This window comes from Pseudomonas sp. TE50-2 (assembly GCF_040813665.1).
Lineage (GTDB): Bacteria > Pseudomonadota > Gammaproteobacteria > Pseudomonadales > Pseudomonadaceae > Aquipseudomonas > Aquipseudomonas soli.
Genome location: NZ_JBFNXN010000001.1, coordinates 2,704,901 through 2,723,031 on the forward strand (window position 1 = coordinate 2,704,901; position 18,131 = coordinate 2,723,031).

At 62.8% G+C, this 18,131-nt stretch carries 10 protein-coding genes; 6 read left to right on the forward strand and 4 right to left on the reverse strand.

The genetic code is table 11. The annotated features are described in order from the left end of the window. Window positions 1–2 precede the first annotated feature (2 nt). The 5 genes from AAHK21_RS12360 (at window position 3) to AAHK21_RS12380 (ending at window position 9,348) form a co-directional block, all read left to right on the forward strand. Window positions 3–4,376 (forward strand): RHS repeat-associated core domain-containing protein, encoded by a 4,374-nt coding sequence (locus AAHK21_RS12360; RefSeq protein WP_367857383.1) that lies wholly within the window; start codon window positions 3–5, stop codon window positions 4,374–4,376. Then, entirely contained in the window at window positions 4,376–5,518 is a 1,143-nt protein-coding gene (locus tag AAHK21_RS12365) for an ankyrin repeat domain-containing protein (RefSeq protein ID WP_367857384.1), read from the forward strand. Before AAHK21_RS12360 ends, AAHK21_RS12365 begins: the two co-directional genes overlap by 1 nt. A 475-nt stretch (window positions 5,519–5,993) precedes the next feature. Continuing rightward, a complete protein-coding gene (locus AAHK21_RS12370; RefSeq protein WP_367857385.1) occupies window positions 5,994–6,773 on the forward strand; it encodes a hypothetical protein in 780 nt (259 codons plus the stop codon). 87 nt (window positions 6,774–6,860) lie between these two features. Next, a complete protein-coding gene (locus tag AAHK21_RS12375) occupies window positions 6,861–7,526 on the forward strand; it encodes a hypothetical protein (RefSeq protein WP_367857386.1) in 666 nt (221 codons plus the stop codon). 154 nt (window positions 7,527–7,680) lie between these two features. Then, window positions 7,681–9,348 (forward strand): FMN-binding glutamate synthase family protein, encoded by a 1,668-nt coding sequence (locus tag AAHK21_RS12380; RefSeq protein ID WP_367857387.1) that lies wholly within the window; start codon window positions 7,681–7,683, stop codon window positions 9,346–9,348. Between the two features lie 30 nt (window positions 9,349–9,378). Here the strand turns inward: AAHK21_RS12380 and AAHK21_RS12385 are convergent, their stop codons facing one another. Then, window positions 9,379–10,698, reverse strand: a complete 1,320-nt coding sequence (locus AAHK21_RS12385) for an OprD family porin (protein ID WP_367857388.1) — start codon at window positions 10,696–10,698, stop codon at window positions 9,379–9,381. 597 nt (window positions 10,699–11,295) lie between these two features. Between AAHK21_RS12385 and AAHK21_RS12390 the strand changes: the two genes are divergently transcribed. Next, entirely contained in the window at window positions 11,296–13,386 is a 2,091-nt protein-coding gene (locus tag AAHK21_RS12390; protein WP_367857389.1) for a TonB-dependent receptor, read from the forward strand. 95 nt (window positions 13,387–13,481) lie between these two features. Here the strand turns inward: AAHK21_RS12390 and AAHK21_RS12395 are convergent, their stop codons facing one another. The 3 genes from AAHK21_RS12395 to AAHK21_RS12405 all read right to left on the reverse strand — a co-directional run bounded on the left by AAHK21_RS12395 (window position 13,482) and on the right by AAHK21_RS12405 (window position 18,070). Next, window positions 13,482–13,679 (reverse strand): hypothetical protein, encoded by a 198-nt coding sequence (locus AAHK21_RS12395; RefSeq protein WP_082120494.1) that lies wholly within the window; start codon window positions 13,677–13,679, stop codon window positions 13,482–13,484. Between the two features lie 183 nt (window positions 13,680–13,862). Next, a complete protein-coding gene (gene aguA / locus AAHK21_RS12400; RefSeq protein WP_023630147.1) occupies window positions 13,863–14,969 on the reverse strand; it encodes an agmatine deiminase in 1,107 nt (368 codons plus the stop codon). Between the two features lie 200 nt (window positions 14,970–15,169). After that, complete coding sequence (locus tag AAHK21_RS12405) at window positions 15,170–18,070, reverse strand: aminotransferase (RefSeq protein ID WP_367857390.1); 2,901 nt, start codon at window positions 18,068–18,070, stop codon at window positions 15,170–15,172. Window positions 18,071–18,131: the final 61 nt, after the last annotated feature.

Sequence of the window (18,131 nt, forward strand, 5' to 3'; positions counted from 1 at the left end):
CCATGTCCGACGCACTCTGGGCCGCCCGCGAAGGCGATGCGCTGCTGCACACCTCGGTGATGGCCGACATCATCGGCGGCGTGCTGGAAGTGGCCGCCAACGTCGCCATCGGCGCCCTGGCCACCGCCGCGGTGGCTGCGGCATTGGGCATTACCGTGGTCACCGGCGGCCTGGGCTGCTTCGTGCTGGGCGCGGTGGTGGGCTTGGTGGTCGGCGTGGTCATGGCCAAGACCGGCGCCGACACCGGGCTCAGTCGATTATGCGAGGGCATCGGCAACGCCCTGTTCCCGCCGACCGTGCAAGCCACCATCGTCAGTGGCTCGCCCAACACCAAGACCAACGGCAAGCGCGCCGCGCGCGCGGCCGGCGTGGTGACCGCTCCCTCCGCCCCGGCCAGTGGCGGGGGCGGTGGCGCGCAGGCCGAGGAGCAGGAAGAGACCTTCCTCGACATGGCCAAGGGCTTCTTCTCGCAGATGTGGCGGCCGACCGTCGCCAGCCCAGCGGCCAACACCCAGGAAGCCCCTGACGACAAGGTGCTGTGCACCAAGCACCCGCCGATGCCGCCGCAGTACCTGGCCGAGGGCTCGAGCAAGGTATTGATCAACGGCCACCCAGCCTGTCGCAGTGGCGATCGCAGCACCTGCGAGGCGGTGATCGTCGATGGCGGACTGGTGTCGAACAACGTGCGCATCGGCGGCGGGCCGATCGTGGTGCGCGAGATCCGCAGCGGCAAGACGCCGGGGATCGGCCTGGCGATCACGGCGTTGATGATGTTGCGGGGGCGGGGGGGAAAGTTTTATAGCAAGTTTGGGTGCATGTTGATTGGGGGCGTCACCAACTTGGTGACCAGCCAAGTCACCAGTGCCCTCACTTCGGCCATCGCCGGCTCACCCAACCCGGTGCACGCGCCCACTGGCGCGAAGATCCTCAATGGTGAGGCCGAGTTGGATTTCGAGCTGCCGGCACTGATCCCACTGGACTGGCAGCGCTACTACAACAGCCATGGCGAGCGTGAAGCAGGACTGCTCGGCAGCGGCTGGAGCGTACCTTACGAGGTCCATATCGACGTCATACCCCATCCCGATGGCGGTGAAAGCCTGGTCTTCAACGATGAGCAGGCCCGAGCAATCGACATGGGGCATCTCCCGCTGGGTGATGCGCTATATAGCACCGGCGAAGGCCTGAGCGTGCGCCGAGCACTCAACGGTGAGGTACTGATCGAAGATCGTGATGGCCGCTATCGTCTATTTGAGCAGGTGCCCGGCAACCCAGCCAGATTGCGCTTGAGCCAGATCGGCGACCGCAATGACAATCGTGTCTACCTGGACTATGACGACCGCGGGCGCCTGCGCGGCCTGCGGGATACCTTCGGCCTGGTCGAGGTGGAACTGCACTACAGCCCGCAATGGCCTCAACGTGTCAGCCATGTGCAACGCCGCTTCGCCGATACCAGCACCGAACAACTGGTCAGTTACAACTACGACGACAGAGGAAACCTCACCGAGGTGCGAGACGCCCAGGGCCAGGTGAAACGACGCTTCGCCTATGACCTGGGCCAGAGAATGATCGAGCACCAACTGCCAACCGGCCTGCGCTGCCATTACGAGTGGGTGCTGACCGAAGATGGCTGGCGTGTGGCTCGGCACTGGACCGACGAAGGTGACGAGTACCTCTTTGAGTACGATGTGGCCGCCGGTGTGACCCGTATCACCGATGGGCTTCAACGCCAGAGCATCCGCATTTGGAACAACCAATACCAGGTTACCGCCTACACTGATGCCCTTGGCCGGACCTGGCGCTTCGACTGGAACGACGAGCGCCAACTGCTGGCCGCCAGCGACCCGGACGGTGGGCTGTGGGCGTTCGACTACGACACGTCTGGCAACCTCGCACAGACTATCGACCCTCTTGGTCGCAGTGAGTCGACACATTGGATGGAGCACTGGGCACTACCCCGCGCCTGGACCGACGCCGCCGGCAACTGCTGGCAATACGGCTACGATCAGCGTGGTAATTGTGTCCGGGAAACTGATCCGCTAGGCCTGGTAACCCGTTATCGCCATGACGGACACGGCCGCACGGTCGAAATCGTCGACGCCATGGGTAAAGCCAGACAACTGCAATGGAACGACCTGGGCCTGATCAGTGCATTTACCGATTGCTCCGGCTACACCACGCGCCTCGTCTATGACCGCCATGGCTACCTGGCCACGGTGGTCGACGCACAAGGGGAACGCACCGACTATCGCCATGATGCACAGGGACGACTGCTGGAGGTCCGCACGCCAGATGGTCGCAGCGAGCACTACCGGTACGATACCGCCAGCCTGCTGGTGCGACGTGAGGACCCCAGCGGCCATGGCTATGAGTTTCACTACGACGTTTGCGGCCGCCTGCAACGGCAGGTTGATCCCCTGGGGAGGACCGTCGCGTACCGCTACGACACTTATGGTCGTCTGCTCAGACTGGCCAACGAGAACGGCGAAAGCTATCGATTTACCTGGGACTCCGCCGACCGGTTGGTTGAGCAGCGTGATCTAGATGGCAGCGCGCGACGCTACCACTACGACCGCCTCGACTGTCTGCAGCGCCTTGATTACATGCCTGCGCCCCATGGCTTGGGAATGGCACTGGTACCCGGCACGCCGATGGCGCCGATCAGCCACGTCTTCGAGCGCGATGCCGGTGGTCGCCTCCTGGCCAAGGTGACCGACGACGGACGTACCGAGCACCAATACGATGCACTCGACCAACTGCTCATGGTCCGCTTCACCGACAACCAGGGCGATAGCCAACAGCTTGGCTTTGCCTACGATGCCCTGGGTCGACTGATCGAGGAGCACGGTACATCGGGTGTTTTACGCCATCAGTACGATGAACTGGGCAATCGCATCCGCACCCAGTTACCGGACGGCCGCGAGCTGAACCAGCTTTACTACGGCAGTGGCTATCTGCATCAGGTGAATCTCGATGGCAAGGTGATCTGCGACTTCGAGCGTGACCGCCTGCACCGCGAAGTCCTGCGCACCCAGGGCAACCTCGATACCCACAGCGAGTACGACCGATCCGGCCGCTTGCGTTCGCGTCGGAGTCGACCGCGGGGAATGCCCAGGCAGCTGCCAGCCCCCCTGCAGCAGCACTTCGAATACGACCCGACGGACAACCTCACGACTCGCTTACGGCAGAGCCCTGGCGAGCAGCACGCACAGCATCTGCGCCACGATGCCAGTGAACGCATCATCGCCAGCCAGCCAGCCGGTATGCAGCCGGGTGAAACCTTCGCCTATGATGCGGCAGCCAACCTGCTCGATGGCCCACAGGGTGGCTGGGTCCGCCACAATCGCGTGCTGACTTACCAGGACAAGCGTTACCGCTATGACGCTTTTGGCCGGCTCATCGAGAAGCGTAGCGCGCGGCGCGGTGTGCAGCGCTTGCGTTACGATGCCGAGCACCGTCTGATCGAAGTGCGCTCCCAGCACAGCGGACGCGAGCGCGTGGTGCGCATGCAGTACGACCCCCTTGGCAGACGCATCGCCAAGAGCGAATACGATGATACGGGGCAGTGCCTCGGCCTCACCCGGTTCGACTGGGACGGCTACCGCTTGCTCGAAGAGCGTCGCCATGGGCAACGCTGCCTCTACCTGTATGAAGACGACAGCCATGAGCCCCTGGCCCGCGTCGACGGCCTGGGCGAGCACCAGCAGATACATCACTACCACAACGACCTCAATGGCCTGGCGGAGCAACTGAGTGATGAAGCTGGCAACATCGTTTGGCAGGCCCGCTATCAGGTCTGGGGTAATACCGTGCAGGAACTGCGCGAGCCGGCACTCGTCGAGCAACAGAACCTGAGGTTCCAGGGCCAGTACCTTGATAGGGAAACCGGCCTGCACTACAACTTGTTCCGCTTCTACGATCCGGATGTGGGTCGGTTTACCCAGCCGGATCCGATCGGCCTGGCGGGCGGGCTGAACTTGTACCAATACGCCCCGACACCCGCCACCTGGATCGACCCACTAGGGCTGGAAGTCTGCCGGTTGAGTAGCGCAGACAAGAAGAAGATGGGGCGCGCGCCCAAAAACATGAAAAACCCGCACCGGCACCACATCGTTCGGGAAAACGCGCCACGCAACTGGAAACAGCAGAACCGTGACTACATCCTCAATGCGCAGGCGATCATGGCCAAGCACAAAATCGACCTGAACACCGATCTACGCAATTTCACCTGGGCGCGCAATGGCGGCAAAACCCACACTGTCGCGTCGGCCCAGAAAGTCTTCGAGCGTCTGCAGAAAGCCGATGCCAAAGGATTGAAAGCGGTGGAGCGCGAATTAAAACGCATGGGACTGGCCTTCAAACGGGGAACTTTCATCTGATGATCGACTGGCAACAACTCTACGAAAAGCATGAGACCAAGCTCGACCGCCTCTATGACGATGTAGAAGAGGGCAAGCTGGAGCGGCTACGTGCGTTCGCACAGAAATACCCTGAGCTGCTGGTGCTGCCCCGCTATGGCGAGGCCGACGAGGAAGGGCTGCTGCATATGGCCGCCCGGGCCGGACAGACTGCGAACTGTGGCCTGCTCCTGGAGCTGGGCCTGGCGCCTAACCAGCCGTATGTAGACGAGGGCCATGCCAGTGCACTCGAACTGGCAGCCAGTGAAGGGCACCTTGAAACCTGCGTTTGCCTGCTCGATGCCGGTGCCTGGGTCGATGGCCTACCACTCAGCGTCTGCCCACCGCTATACGCAGCGGCCCAATCGGGCCACAACGAGGTCGTCGCACTGCTGCTGAGACGAGGCGCACAGGTCAATCGCCTGCACCGACGCGCCAATGACAGCGCACTGGACGCTGCGCGTGAATGGGGGCATCAGCGCACGGTTGATCTGCTGCTCGAACACGGCGCACGCAGCATCAACGATGTCGAGGGCGCCGATGCCGAAGGCGCCGGACAGGCCATTGTCACCTTCGTGCACAATACTGCTGGGTGGGTCCTGCCCACCGAGTTCTGCCCCCCCAGTGAAGACCCTCGCAGCACGCTGCATGTCAGCCTGATCGATAGCAAGACTGACTACAAGCTGTTGTTCACCAGCGGCCTGTACCAGGTTGCCCCGATGACCGAGTTGTTCCTCTGCCTGCCAGGTGACTGGGCACTGCCCCAGGCCGGATTGCCGGTGCCAGACGCCTGGTGTTTTCCAGTACGAATGCTGGCACGCCTCGCCGCCATAACCTTCGAGCACGGCCCGGTGGTCGAGGGCGCGCTGTTCCAGCGTGACGATCCACAATTTACCGACCTGCACTGGCCTTGCGCGGTGGATGCGCTTTTGGCGGTGGACAAGCCCTGGAACAAGCACGGTGATGGTGAGCGGATTCCCGAAAGTGAGAAGGTCACCCTGATGACCCTGGCACCGGTGAAATTCACCGGCAAAGGTGCTCCGACCGCCAAAGCCCTGGCCGCGCTCATCGAGCGTAAACGCAAGGCGAGCTGGAAGGTCCTGGCGCTGGAGACGCCGACTTGAAGCAGCACTGCTCGCCCACGCTGGCAGCAAGAGCCAGCAGTGGGCACGTAACGTCGCGTGTCTGGAAGTGACCTGATGGAAACCATCGCATTCAATGTCGACATCCACTGGCGAGACGAAGCCGAGGGCGGGAAAGCCCGACTGCCTCTCGACCAGACCTACTATGTCACTACCAGCCCACTGAGCGGACCGGACGGGACACCGGTGACCTGGAGCCTGGTACTTCAGGTCACTTACAACCGCACAGTTAAAGGACATCGAGTAGGCGCAGGCAGTGTCCGGTTCCTTTTACCAAACGCGCCCAAAGATCTACTCCATCCCAGCAGAAGGCTCGAGGTCTTTGAAGGGCGACGCCCTGTTGGATGGCTGGAGATACAAGCGTGCCATGAACAAGGCCATCGCACTGACAGTAATGGCTCTCCAGCAAGCGCCATCGACAAAGACCAAGGCAAGTAGCTGCGGAGGATGAACATGTATGAGCACTGCCGAACTACGCAAGGCCCTGAAGGCCCAGAACCCTCTGGAACCACCCAGCGAGAGATTACTTGCAACAGGCCTGGCGACCGGGCGCTGCCATCAAGGACACGATCAGGTTCTTGACTGTTTGTTCACCGAGCAAGCCAAGGCACGTAAGAGCGAGATCGTTGGCAACTTTCTTGTAGGTGTCGAACGTAATGAAGCGAGTCTGCGCGCGGCAATGTCGGCCTTTGCGTGCGCTACACACCTGCCCAAACATCCCTTCACGGTGCACGATCAACTGACTTGCCAGGTTTGCAGCGCGTTCGAGCAGATCGATGTCAACTTCATGCAACTCAACCGGGTTCGTTTTTTCGTCGGAGCCGTATTAGGTGGCGATATCCTGCACATCGCGTTCATGCTGCAAGAGCACAACGCTGCGGCGAAGCTGCGACCGGAAAATTTCGACTTGATGGTCTCTGTCATTGATCTTATTCGTAATGTTCCGGCCCCGACCAAGCCCAAGGAATTGCTCAAGCTACTGCGCAAACTACCCGGCATCAAGATGAGCGAAGAAGAAGGCCGGGGTTTCCTCGACCTGCTTGGACACTGCGGGATACTGCAGACCCCGGAGCACCCTGGCCTGCTGTACCGCTACACCAACCTCGGCCTGGCGCCACGCAGCGCGCGATCGTCGGACTGGAGCTACCCGATGGACTTCTGGCGCGGTGAGCATGGCCTCAACCAGGACGCCCTGCACTATTGGTTCAGCGACTATCCCGAGTTGCTCAAGGCGTAGGCCATTGGCAGGCAGATCACAGCAACAGCCACGACCATTGCGGCACTGCACAATCAGACTCGCCAAAAGCAAAGGATGCTATCGACCATGACCTCGCAAAAAGTCGTGCTTTCCGGCCAGGATCACGGTCTGGGCCAGATCGGCGGCGGTGCCCGCCTCAAGGATGCTTCGCTGTGGCCAAGAAGCCCGGACACCGGTGAGCCGATGACCCCGTTGCTGACATTGAGCGAACGCTTCCTGCCCGTCACCTTCATTCCACCCGGCATGGCAATCACGGTGTTCATCACCACGCGTCAGCATGACGGTGCCTTCAGTCGATCCACCCAGCGCCATTACACCGTCAACCAGCAGAGTGAGCTCGACGAAAAACGTGCCAATGGTTTTGCCCGGGTCATCCTGCATGAGCTGGCCGCCCAGTCGATCGCGCCGCCAACCGCAGCCCTCCTGCTGGAACGTGCCTACATCCAGTTCGAACCGTTCAGCGATGAAGAGGAAGAGCAGGAACTGGAGGACGAGGACAGCGGCATCGACCTGAGCAAGCCCGTCGGGCGGCCTTGCTGGCTACAGGATCCGATCTACGAACCCCAGCGCTTCCTGTTCCTGATGCAACTGCTCGACAGTGATGTGGCCGCCGCCAGCCCGCAGCACGTGGGATTGTTCTCGGACGGTATCGGCTACCTGTATGTCGACAGGCAGGCACGGCGCGGCAAGCAAGGCGATGAAGCCGGCTTCTTCTTCATCCAGTTCACCTGATTGAAGACCGGCGCCTTGGCTCCGGTCAAACCTGACCGTGTGTACTCCTCCAAGGCAATTCCGCGTCGAGTAACAGTCTTTTACCGAAACCCCAGGTTTTCCCCCTGCAGCCTTTGCCTATCCTAGGCCGGGTCATCCCGCCTGCGATGGACTTATGAAAGACTCGCTCCCCAGCCGCTATGCCTGCCTGTTCCTGTGCCTGGTCTTCACGATCGCCAGCGTCCCGTTCCTGCTTGCGCACACCTGGCTCTGGCCCTTCACCGTCATCAGCGCCCTGCTCAGCCTGATCGGCCTCAACGACCTGCGCCAACGCCACCACGCCGTGCGCCGCAACTATCCGATCCTGGGCAACATCCGCTACCTGATCGAGACCATCCGCCCGGAGATCCGCCAGTACCTGATCGAGGGCGACGACGACAAGCTGCCGTTCTCCCGCGCCCAGCGTTCACTGGTCTACGCCCGGGCCAAGAACGAAAGCGCCGAGAAAGCCTTCGGCACCCTGAACGATGCCTACAAGCCGGGCTTCGAGTTCATCAGCCATTCGATGCTGCCGGTGCCGATGGCCGACCCGGCCTCGTTCCGCATCCGCATCGGCGGCCCGCAGTGCCGCCAGCCGTACTCGGCGTCGATCTTCAATATCTCGGCCATGAGCTTCGGCGCCCTCAGCGCCAACGCCATCGCCGCGCTGAACAAGGGCGCGCGCCTGGGCCGCTTCGCCCATGACACCGGCGAAGGCAGCATCAGCCCCTACCACCGCGAACACGGCGGCGACCTGATCTGGGAAATCGGCAGCGGTTATTTCGGCTGCCGTACCGAGGACGGCAACTTCGACCCCGAACGCTTCGCCGAGCAGGCCCGTTCGGCCCAGGTGAAGATGATCGAGATCAAGCTCAGCCAGGGCGCCAAGCCGGGCCATGGCGGGATTTTGCCGGGGCACAAGGTCAGCGCCGAGATCGCCGCCACCCGGGGCGTGCGCGAAGGCGAGGACTGCATCTCGCCGGCCGCCCACAGTGCCTTCAGCACACCGCGGGAGCTGCTGCAGTTCGTCGCCCGTCTGCGCGAGCTATCCGGCGGCAAGCCGGTAGGCTTCAAGTTCTGCCTGGGCCATCCGTGGGAGTTCATGGGCATCGCCAAGGCCATGCTGGCCACCGGCATCACCCCGGACTTCATCGTCGTCGACGGCAAGGAAGGCGGCACCGGCGCGGCGCCCCGGGAGTTCTCCGACAACATGGGCGTGCCGCTGCGCGAGGGCCTGATGTTCGTGCACAACACCCTGGTGGGGCTGAACCTGCGCGAGCGCATCCGCATCGGCGCGGCGGGCAAGCTGGTCAGCGCCTTCGACATAGCCTGCGTGCTGGCCATCGGCGCGGACTGGGTAAACTCGGCACGGGGCTTCATGTTCGCCATCGGCTGCATCCAGTCGCAAAGCTGCCACACCAACAAGTGCCCGACCGGAGTGGCGACCCAGGATGCGTTGCGCCAGCGCGCGCTGGTGGTGCCGGAGAAGGCCGAGCGGGTCGCCAGCTTCCACCGCAATACCTTGCATGCCCTGGCCGAGATGCTTGCCGCCGCCGGTCTGGACCATCCTTCTGAACTCAAGCCCAAGCACCTGGCGCGGCGTATCAGCGCCAGCGAGATCGGCCTGTTCTCGCAGCTGCACACCTTCCTCAAGCCGGGCGAGCTGCTCAGCGGTGCGATCGACAGCGAGTTCTATGCACGGATGTGGCGGATGGCGCGCAGTGACAGCTTTGCGCCGGAGACGGGGGAGATCGACCTGGCGGCGTCGGTTAACGTGCGCCGGAAAGAAACAGCCCCGGCATAGGCCGGGGCTGTGGGTGACGCAGGATCAGGATCAGAAGATGCTGATCGGGTACTCGACGAATACGCGGACTTCGTTGCCGTCGTCGTTGTACTCGCTCTGTCGGGTAGCAGTGTTGGTGCGCACGAACGAGCTACGCAGTTTGACGGACAGGTCCTTGGCCGGGCCTTCCTGAACCACGTAACGGATCTGGTTGAAGATCTCGCGCTCTTTACCTTCACCGTAGCCATCCGGTTTGCCGGCGGTACGGGTATTGATGTTGTCACCCACTACATAGGCAAACTTGTAGGTCAGGCCCGGCACGCCGAAGGCGCCGAAGTCCAGGCCGTAGCCCAGCTGCCAGGAACGCTCGTCTTCTGCGTTGAAGTCGGACCAGTAGGAGTTGGCCAGGTAGATGGTCGAGCCACCGTCACCCACGCCACCTTCGTTCTGGTACCAGCCGTAGTTGTAGCCGGTGCTGCCGGTGCTGCGCTGGTGCGCCAGGGTGAACGAGTGCGGGCCGTAGGCGTAGGTGGCGGCCAGGCTCCAGATGGTGTTGGAGTCGCCGTTGAGCTTGGCGGCACGCACGTACTTGTTGTCGATGTCCGACTTGTAGCCGTTGAAGTCCAGGGTCAGGGACTGGTCGCTGGCAATCGGGAAGACGTAGTTCAAGCCCAGGTAGTGCTTCTTCATCACGTCTTCGTTGTCGGCGGTGTACAGCGACGCGGTGAAGTTGTCGGTGAACTTGTAGCTGCCGCCGAGCACGTTGATCGACTTCAGGCCGCCACCATCACGACGCTCGGCGCTCTTGCGCGCTTCCTGGGTGAAGCGGCCGGCGTTGATTTCCAGGCCCTTGATCTCCTTGGAGGTGATCATGGTGCCGGTGAAGCTTTCTGGCAGCAGGCGACCGTCGTCGTACTGCAGAACTGGCAAGGCCGGCATCTGGTCACCGTACTTGAGCACAGTGTTGGAGACACGGAACTTCACCGCTGCGCCACCACGGGCCAGGTTGTGCGAAGCGTTGGTTTTTTCGTCAGGACGGGAGGGGTCCGAGCGCTTGAAGAAGTCAACACCGCCACCCTGGTTGCGGCCTTTGCCACCATCCAGGCGCAAGGCGTACAGGCCAAACGCGTCGACACCTACACCCACGGTGCCTTGGGTGAAGCCGGAAGAGAAGTTGGCGATGACGCCCTGGCCCCACTGGGACTGGTCATTGGTGCCGTGCTTCTTGTCACGGTTGATGAAGGCGTTGCGCAGAAGGACATTGGCGTGGCTGTCCTCGATGAAGCCCTTGCTCTCGGCCTGGTCATTGGCCTGTGCCTGGGTCGCGGCGATCATCGCCAGGGCGACCAGGCTGATCCTGGTTTTCAACATGTTATTTTCCTTATTTCGTATTCAAAAACGCTCTGCATCAGAACGCCAGGAACCAACGCCCCTTCGTAGGTTCGACGCTATGCGGATCCAAGCCGAAGGCCCGCCAATGGTCTGCAACGGGCCTTGCAGCCGCATGGCCAGAGAATGGCCAGCAGGCGTAGAGCCCGAATCCTAGCCCTGCCTGCTTATACATGTCAAAAAAACGTGAAATGCAGGTTGATATAACCAAAAACAAGGTCAGCGCTGGTGCATTTCCATGCATATCTGCCGTGGGTCAGCGCAAATTTGTCTCTTTTGTGGAAAGCGGTCGAAATCCATAAAACCGTCATACGGCCATGCTTCCGAAAGCCTGTTTGAAGTGCCCTGCTCTTCCCACTGCCCTGTCACGCAGAGAGCAATGTTGCAAGCACCGCCGCTTCTACAAGCCATTTCGAAGCGCATCCCCGTGAATGCCCGGATAACTTCAAATCAATCCAAACGAATAGCAACATTTTGAAACATATGTAAAGACAACCCTTTACAAATGTCGATGCAACAGTAAATAGCAAGCATTACCATTCGCGCCCAATTTCTCACTCCCTCCCTTGGACGCCTTCGATGCCTGCCCCCTGCCGCCTTTCACCCTTGACCCTGGGCCTGTCGCTGCTGTTCAGCGCCGGCCTGGCCAGCGCCGCCACCACGACCCTGCCGGAAACCTCGGTGACCGCCGACAGCACCCGCGAAGAGGACAACCCACGAGTCAAGGACGTGACCACCGCGACCCGCACCTCGACCCCGGCGCGCTACGTGCCACAGGCCATCGATTCGGTGAAGACCCGCAACGTGCTGGACTACGGCAGCAGCAACCTGGGCAAGGCACTGGAAGGCATCCCCAACGTCAGCAGCGGCGCCGACACCCGCTTCGACAGCCTGCGTATCCGCGGCTTCGACGCCAGCAACGACTTCTACCTGGACGGAGTCCGCGACGACAGCCAGTACACCCGTGATCTGCACAACATCGAGCGGGTCGAGGTGCTCAAGGGCCCGGCGGCAGTGCTTTATGGCCGTGGCAGCCAGGGCGGCATCGTCAACCGGGTGAGCAAGGCGCCGGAGCACGGCCGCCGCTCGACCATCGAGGCACAAGGTGGCAGCCAGGACCTGCGTAGCCTGTACGCCGACCTCAGCGCCGACCCCAGCGACACCCTCAGCCTGCGCCTGAACCTGGGCAACGAGGACAAGAACAGCTTCCGCGACGGCATCGATGGCAACCACCGCCAACTGTTCGCCCCATCCATGAGCTGGCAGATCACCCCCGAGCTGAACTGGCTGGTGCAGTACGAGTACAGCCGCTACGACCGCACGCCCGACCGTGGCATCCCCGGCAACCCGCTCACCGGGCGACCGGCCGATGTCAGCCGCAAGACCACCTATGGCGACACCCAGCGCGACTACATCAACGACCGCGCCGAGTCGCTGCGCTCACGCCTGAACTACGAGCTGAATGACCAGTGGCAACTGCGCCACACCTTCAGCCTGTTCACCCTGGAGAGCGACTTCGACAACACCTACCTGACCGCCTACCGCCCCGCTACCGGACTGGTGGACCGCCAGCGCTGGCAGCAGGACCTGAGCACCCGCAATCTCTACAACACCGTCGAACTCGAAGGTCATGTAGAAACCTTCGGTCTGGAGCACACGCTGCTGGTGGGTCTGGAAATGGGCGAACAGCGTCGCAACTCGCTGCTGAGCCAAGGCGTAGGCGTGCCCTCGGTACCACTGCAAGGGGCCACGGTCAGCCAGCAGCACAACGGCACGATGCGGGTGTCCAGCAACAACCACACCGACGTCGAGAGCCGAGGGATCTACCTGCAGGACCAGATCCGCCTCAACGACCAGTGGCAGCTGCTGGCCGGCGTGCGCTTCGACCAGTTCGAGGTGGACACCACCAACAAACTGCGCAACATCTCGGAAAAGCAGAAGGACAACAGTTTCAGTCCGCGTATCGGCGTGGTGTACACCCCCTGGCAGGACCACTCCTTCTATGCCTCCTGGAGCAAGACCTACTCTCCGGTCGGTGGCGGCCTGATCGGCATCACCCCCGGCGCGGCCGGCAACGCCAACCAGACCGACCCGGAACAGACCCGGCAGAAGGAGATCGGGGTCAAAAGCGAATGGTTCGACGAACGCCTGAGCACCACCCTGGCGATCTACGAACTGGAACTGTACAACCGCCGTACCCGCGACCCGATCAACCCGGAACTGATCCAGCTCAGCGGCCTGCAGCGTTCACGCGGCATCGAGCTGACCGCCACCGGCAACGTGGTGGGCAACTGGTACGTGCGCGGCGGCATCGGCCTGCAGGACGCGACCATCGTCAAGGACAACAACGGCCAGCAAGGCAACCGCATCAACGACGTGGCCAAGCGTAACGCCAGCCTGTTCGTGACCTGGAAGCCGGAGCTGGGCTGGTACGCCGAAACCGGCCTGACCCTGGTCGGCGATCGCTATGCCGACAACCAGAACACCGTGATCCTGCCGGGCTACGGCCGTTGGGACGCGCTGGCGGGCTATCGCACCCACGACTGGGATGTACGCGCGGCGTTGAGCAACATCACCGACAAGACCTACTACAGCTCGGCCACCAGCGCGGCGCAGATCCAGGTGGGCGATCCGCGCAGCCTGGTGGTTACCGGGACCTACAGCTTCTGAGTTGTGACAGGCGCAAGCGTCAAGGACGGGTCGCCCAAACGAAAACGCCACCGCAATTGCGGTGGCGTTTTTTTCTGCGGCGGGATCCTTCCCGGTCAATGCCAGACAGCCAGCAGAGCTTCGAGCTCTTCCTCGCTGATCAGGCCTTGGGGGTATCGCCCATCCAGCAGGCGTCGTGGGTCGGTCGTCCTGACCCGATCGTCTCCATGACGTTTCAACCACTGAGCCAGGATTCTGAGCGATTGGTGACTGGCCGCCGTTGAGGGCAAAGCCGACTCACTTGCTGCGTTCATTTCCTCACGTACTCCCTGGGCCGAGTGAGCGGCTAAGTTACTTCAGGCACGTTACAGAACGGCGTAGGCCGATTCCCCTGAAGTACGAGGAAAAATCAATACAATTGCTGTGCCATTTCAAGTGTCCGACTATCGCCAACAAAAAAAGCCCGTCTTGCGACGGGCTTTTCCCTCAGTGGCCGATCAGCGTTTGACCGGTGCCGGCTGCTGCTGGGTCAGACAGTGAATGTTGCCACCGCCAAGCAGCAGTTCACGCCCCGGGATCATCACCACTTCGTGGTCCGGGAAGACCTTGGCCAGGATCGCTCTGGCTTGCGCATCAGCCGGGTCGTCGAAGCTCGGGGCGATGATGCCGCCGTTGACGATCAGGAAGTTCACATAGGAACCGGCCAGGCGTACCGAAGGGTCGCGCTCCTGGCTGCCCGCCACGTGATCGACGCCGTCACATTCTGCCTGGGTGGCGTACAGCGGCCCCGGGATCGGCATCTTGTGCACCACGAACTCGCGCCCTTTGGCGTCGCGGGTGTTTTTCAGCACCTCGTAGGCGGCGTGGCAGCGCGCATAGTTGGGGTCATTGGAATCATCGGTCCAGGCCAGTAACACTTCGCCTGGGCTGACGTAACAGCAGAAGTTGTCGACGTGGCCATCGGTCTCGTCGTTGTACAGGCCGTCCGGCAGCCAGACGATAGTCTCGACCGCCAGGTGCTCGCGCAGGATCTCCTCGATCTGTTCGCGGTCCAGGTGCGGGTTGCGGTTGCGGTTGAGCAGGCATTCTTCGGTGGTGATCAGGGTGCCTTCGCCATCGACGTGGATCGAACCGCCTTCGAGCACGAAGCCTTCGGTGTGGTAACGCTGCACACGCTCCATCTCCATGACCTTGGCGGCCAGCTCCTCGTCACGGTTCCAGGGCGCGTACAGGCCGCCGTCGAAACCGCCCCAGGCGTTGAAGCCCCAGTCCACGCCGCGTACCTCGCCGTGGTCGTTGATGACGAAGGTCGGGCCGGTGTCGCGCACCCAGGCGTCGTCATTGCTGATCTCGACCACGCGGATGTTGGGCAGGTCGAGCTGGCGACGGGCGTTCTCGTACTGGCCGGCGGACACCGCCACGGTGACCGGCTCGAAGCGGGCGATGGCCTTGGCCAGGGTCACGTGCGCGGCCTGCGCCGGCTTGCCGCCCAAGCGCCAGTTGTCCGGGCGCTCCGGCCAGACCATCCATACCTGGGTCTGCGGGGCCCACTCGGCGGGCATGTGGAAACCGTCGGCGCGGGGGGTCGAGTTGAGGGTCTTCATGGGTAACCTCTGCGAAGGCCCGGGGCCAGTGGCGCCAGGTCAGTGATCGAAAAAGATGCCCGCCAGTATAGGCAGCGTAATGATCAGCCGATATTACAACCGATAAATATCGACTTTAAATAGATAATCACAAAATATTTAGGCATAAAAAAGCCTGGCGAACCGATAACAATCGACTTGCCAGGCCTGCATGCCTTGAATCAGAGCCCTTCGCCGAGGACCCGCTCCACGCTGTCGACGAAGTAGTCCACGCTGACCCGCGTGGTGCACATCGGTGGCTTGATCTTGAGGATGTTCAGGTAGTCGCCGGTCGGTTGCATGAAGATCCCCAGGTCACGCAGGCGATCGCACAGGAGCATGGTCTCCTCGGTCGCCGGTTCCAGCGTCTGGCGATCGCGCACCAGCTCCAGCCCCAGGTAGAACCCGGAACCATGGGCGGCGCCAGCAAGTGGATATTTATCGACCAATGCCTGCAGGCGAGCCTTGAAGTAACGGCCCACGTCTCGGGCGTTGTCCCACAACCCTTCATCACGCATTACGTCCAGCACCGCCATGCCGATGCGGCAACTGACCGGGCTGCCACCGGCCGACGAGAAGAAGTAGCCCTCGGCCTCCAGCGCCTCGGCGATCTCGCGCCGGGTGATCACCGCACCCAGCGGCTGGCCGTTGCCCATGCCCTTGGCCATGGTGATGATGTCCGGCACCACGCCCTGCTCTTCGAAGCCCCAGAAGTACTCGCCCAGGCGCCCGTAGCCGACCTGCACCTCGTCGGCGATGCACACCCCACCGCGCTGGCGTACCTTGGCGTAGGCCTCGCGCAGGTAGCCTGGCGGCAACGAGATGCCCCCGGCGTTTCCATAAACCGGTTCGCAGATCATCCCGGCCAGCTGGCGACCACGGGCGTCGAGGTCGGCCAGCTTGGCATCGACATCGCGTAGGTAGTCGGCGGCGCTGTCGGCGCCCCGGTAGCGCCCGCGGAAGGTATTCGGCGCCTCCAGCGGATGCACCCAGTCCGGCCGGGTCTCCAGGGCTTGGGGGTTGTCGGCGATGGAGGTGGAGATCGCGTCAGTGGCCACCGACCAGCCGTGGTAGGCCTCCAGCACGCTGAGCAGATCGCGCCCGCCGCTGTAGGCCCAGGCCAGACGGATCGCCAGGTCATTGGCCTCGGTGCCGCTGTTGACCAGGAAGACCCGGTCGAAGCCTTCCGGGGCCACTTCCAGCAGGCGTTCGGAGAATTCGGCGATGGCTGCGTAGTGAAAGCGCGAATTGGTGTTGACCAACGACCACTGGCGCGCCGACTCGGCGGCCATGCGCGGATGACCATGGCCAAGCACCGCGACGTTGTTGAGCATGTCCAGGTACGAGCGGCCCTGCATGTCGATCAGGTAGTTGCGCCAACCGCGCTCGATGTGCGGAGGCTGGGCGTAGTAATGCTTCTGCGAGCGCGCGAAGCTGGCATCGCGACGGGCCAGCAGGGCTTGCGCGTCAGCCAGCGGCTCGGCATCGCAGTCGAAGCCGAGCAGGGTGCGCGGTGACGGGCACAGGGCCAGCCAGGCGGCAGCGTGGGAGGGCGTGGCAAAGAAGGGTGGACGGATATCGGTATCCACGCACAGTTGCACGCGGAGGAAACCACAGGTCGTGCCGATGACCTGGCCCTTGAGCAGCGCCTGGCCATCGGTCGGCGCCTCTTCCAGGCCTTCGAGCCACAGGTTCCAGTGCGCGGTGCGCAGGCAGCCATGGCCATCGCCGATGCATTGCCATACCCCAGCATCGGGCGCCTGCAACGCGGTGCCGGGCGACAGGTTCAGCTCCACGCCCAGGGCGCAGGTAGCCGGTTCTTCAGGCCGGTCGATGTGGGTTTGCGACAGGCGGTACTGCCCATGCAGGCTGCACGCCGGCCCCGGCTGGGCAGCAAGCAGGCGCTGGTCAAAACCGGGTTGCTCCCAGTTGCCCGCCTCGCAGTAGGGGCTGAGCACGCCCAGGTCGACCCGGGTCACAGCCTCGCTGTTCAACGCCGGCAGCAACACGGCGCAATCGCCAAGATCGATACTGGCTGGCTTGCGCCCAGCCGCCAGGAGGATCGCGGCCTCCATCAACGCCGCGGGCACGGCGCAGGCGGTATCGAAGATCTCCCATTCGTGGGCGATGTTGTCGCGGGTGTACTGGTTGTCCGGATCGATGGCCAGTTGCTGTTCGCTGCTGAGCACCAGCACAGCCGCGCGGTTCAGCACCAGCGGCCAGAGGGCGCGCAACTCCGCGTCCCGCAGGGGATTCACGGCATGATAGGCGCTGACCGCCGGCAGGATCCGCAGCGGGTCACCCTCGGCGTGATGCAGCAAGGCCGCGCAGGTCACCGACAGATCGGCGATGCGCCAGGTACGCACCAGGTCACCAAAGTCGATAACGCCTTGCACCTGCCACTGCCGCTCGGCGTCGCGGGCCCAGACCACGTTGTCGTCGGTGATGTCCAGGTGCACGGCCTGGGTCGGTAGCAGGTCAATTAACGGTTGCAGACGTGCGGATGCCGCCTGGGCGACCTGCTCCACCTGCGCCCGGCGCTGGGCATCCTGCAACACGGGCGACAAATGCTGGATCAGTACCTGGGCATGGCGTGGATCCCACTGCAAGGTGCGCTCGAGGCCTGGATGGTCGAAGTCGGCCAGCGCCTTATCGACACGGGCGCAAAGCGTGCCGAGCTCAGCCATCACCCGCGCTGGCAGATGGCCCAGGCGGGTCAGTGGCTGCCCGTCGATGTAATCGAGCAGGCGGGCCCGAAGCGGCTGGCCATCGACCTCGAGGTCCAGCAATAGCTCGCCGGTACTGGCTGTGCGCACTACCGGCACTGGTACGTCTTGCCCATGCAGGAATGCCAGCGCCGCATGCTGGGCCTGCAGTTCGACTTGCGCATAGCTGCCATGGCAGACCTTGAGCACGAAGCGGCCCTGGTTGCTGTCCACGCGAAAGTTGAGGTCCTGCTGGCTGCCCAGCACCTGCAACGTGCCCTGCAAGTCGTAGTGCGACCTCAGCAGGGCATGGGCCTGGGCCTCGCCAAGTGAGGGACTGGGCTGGCTCGAACGCTGGATCAGGGTGCTCAGGGGCATGAACGGGGAACCTCGTTTTTTTGTCGCTTATATCGCCACCACCGAGGGTGATAAGCAAGTG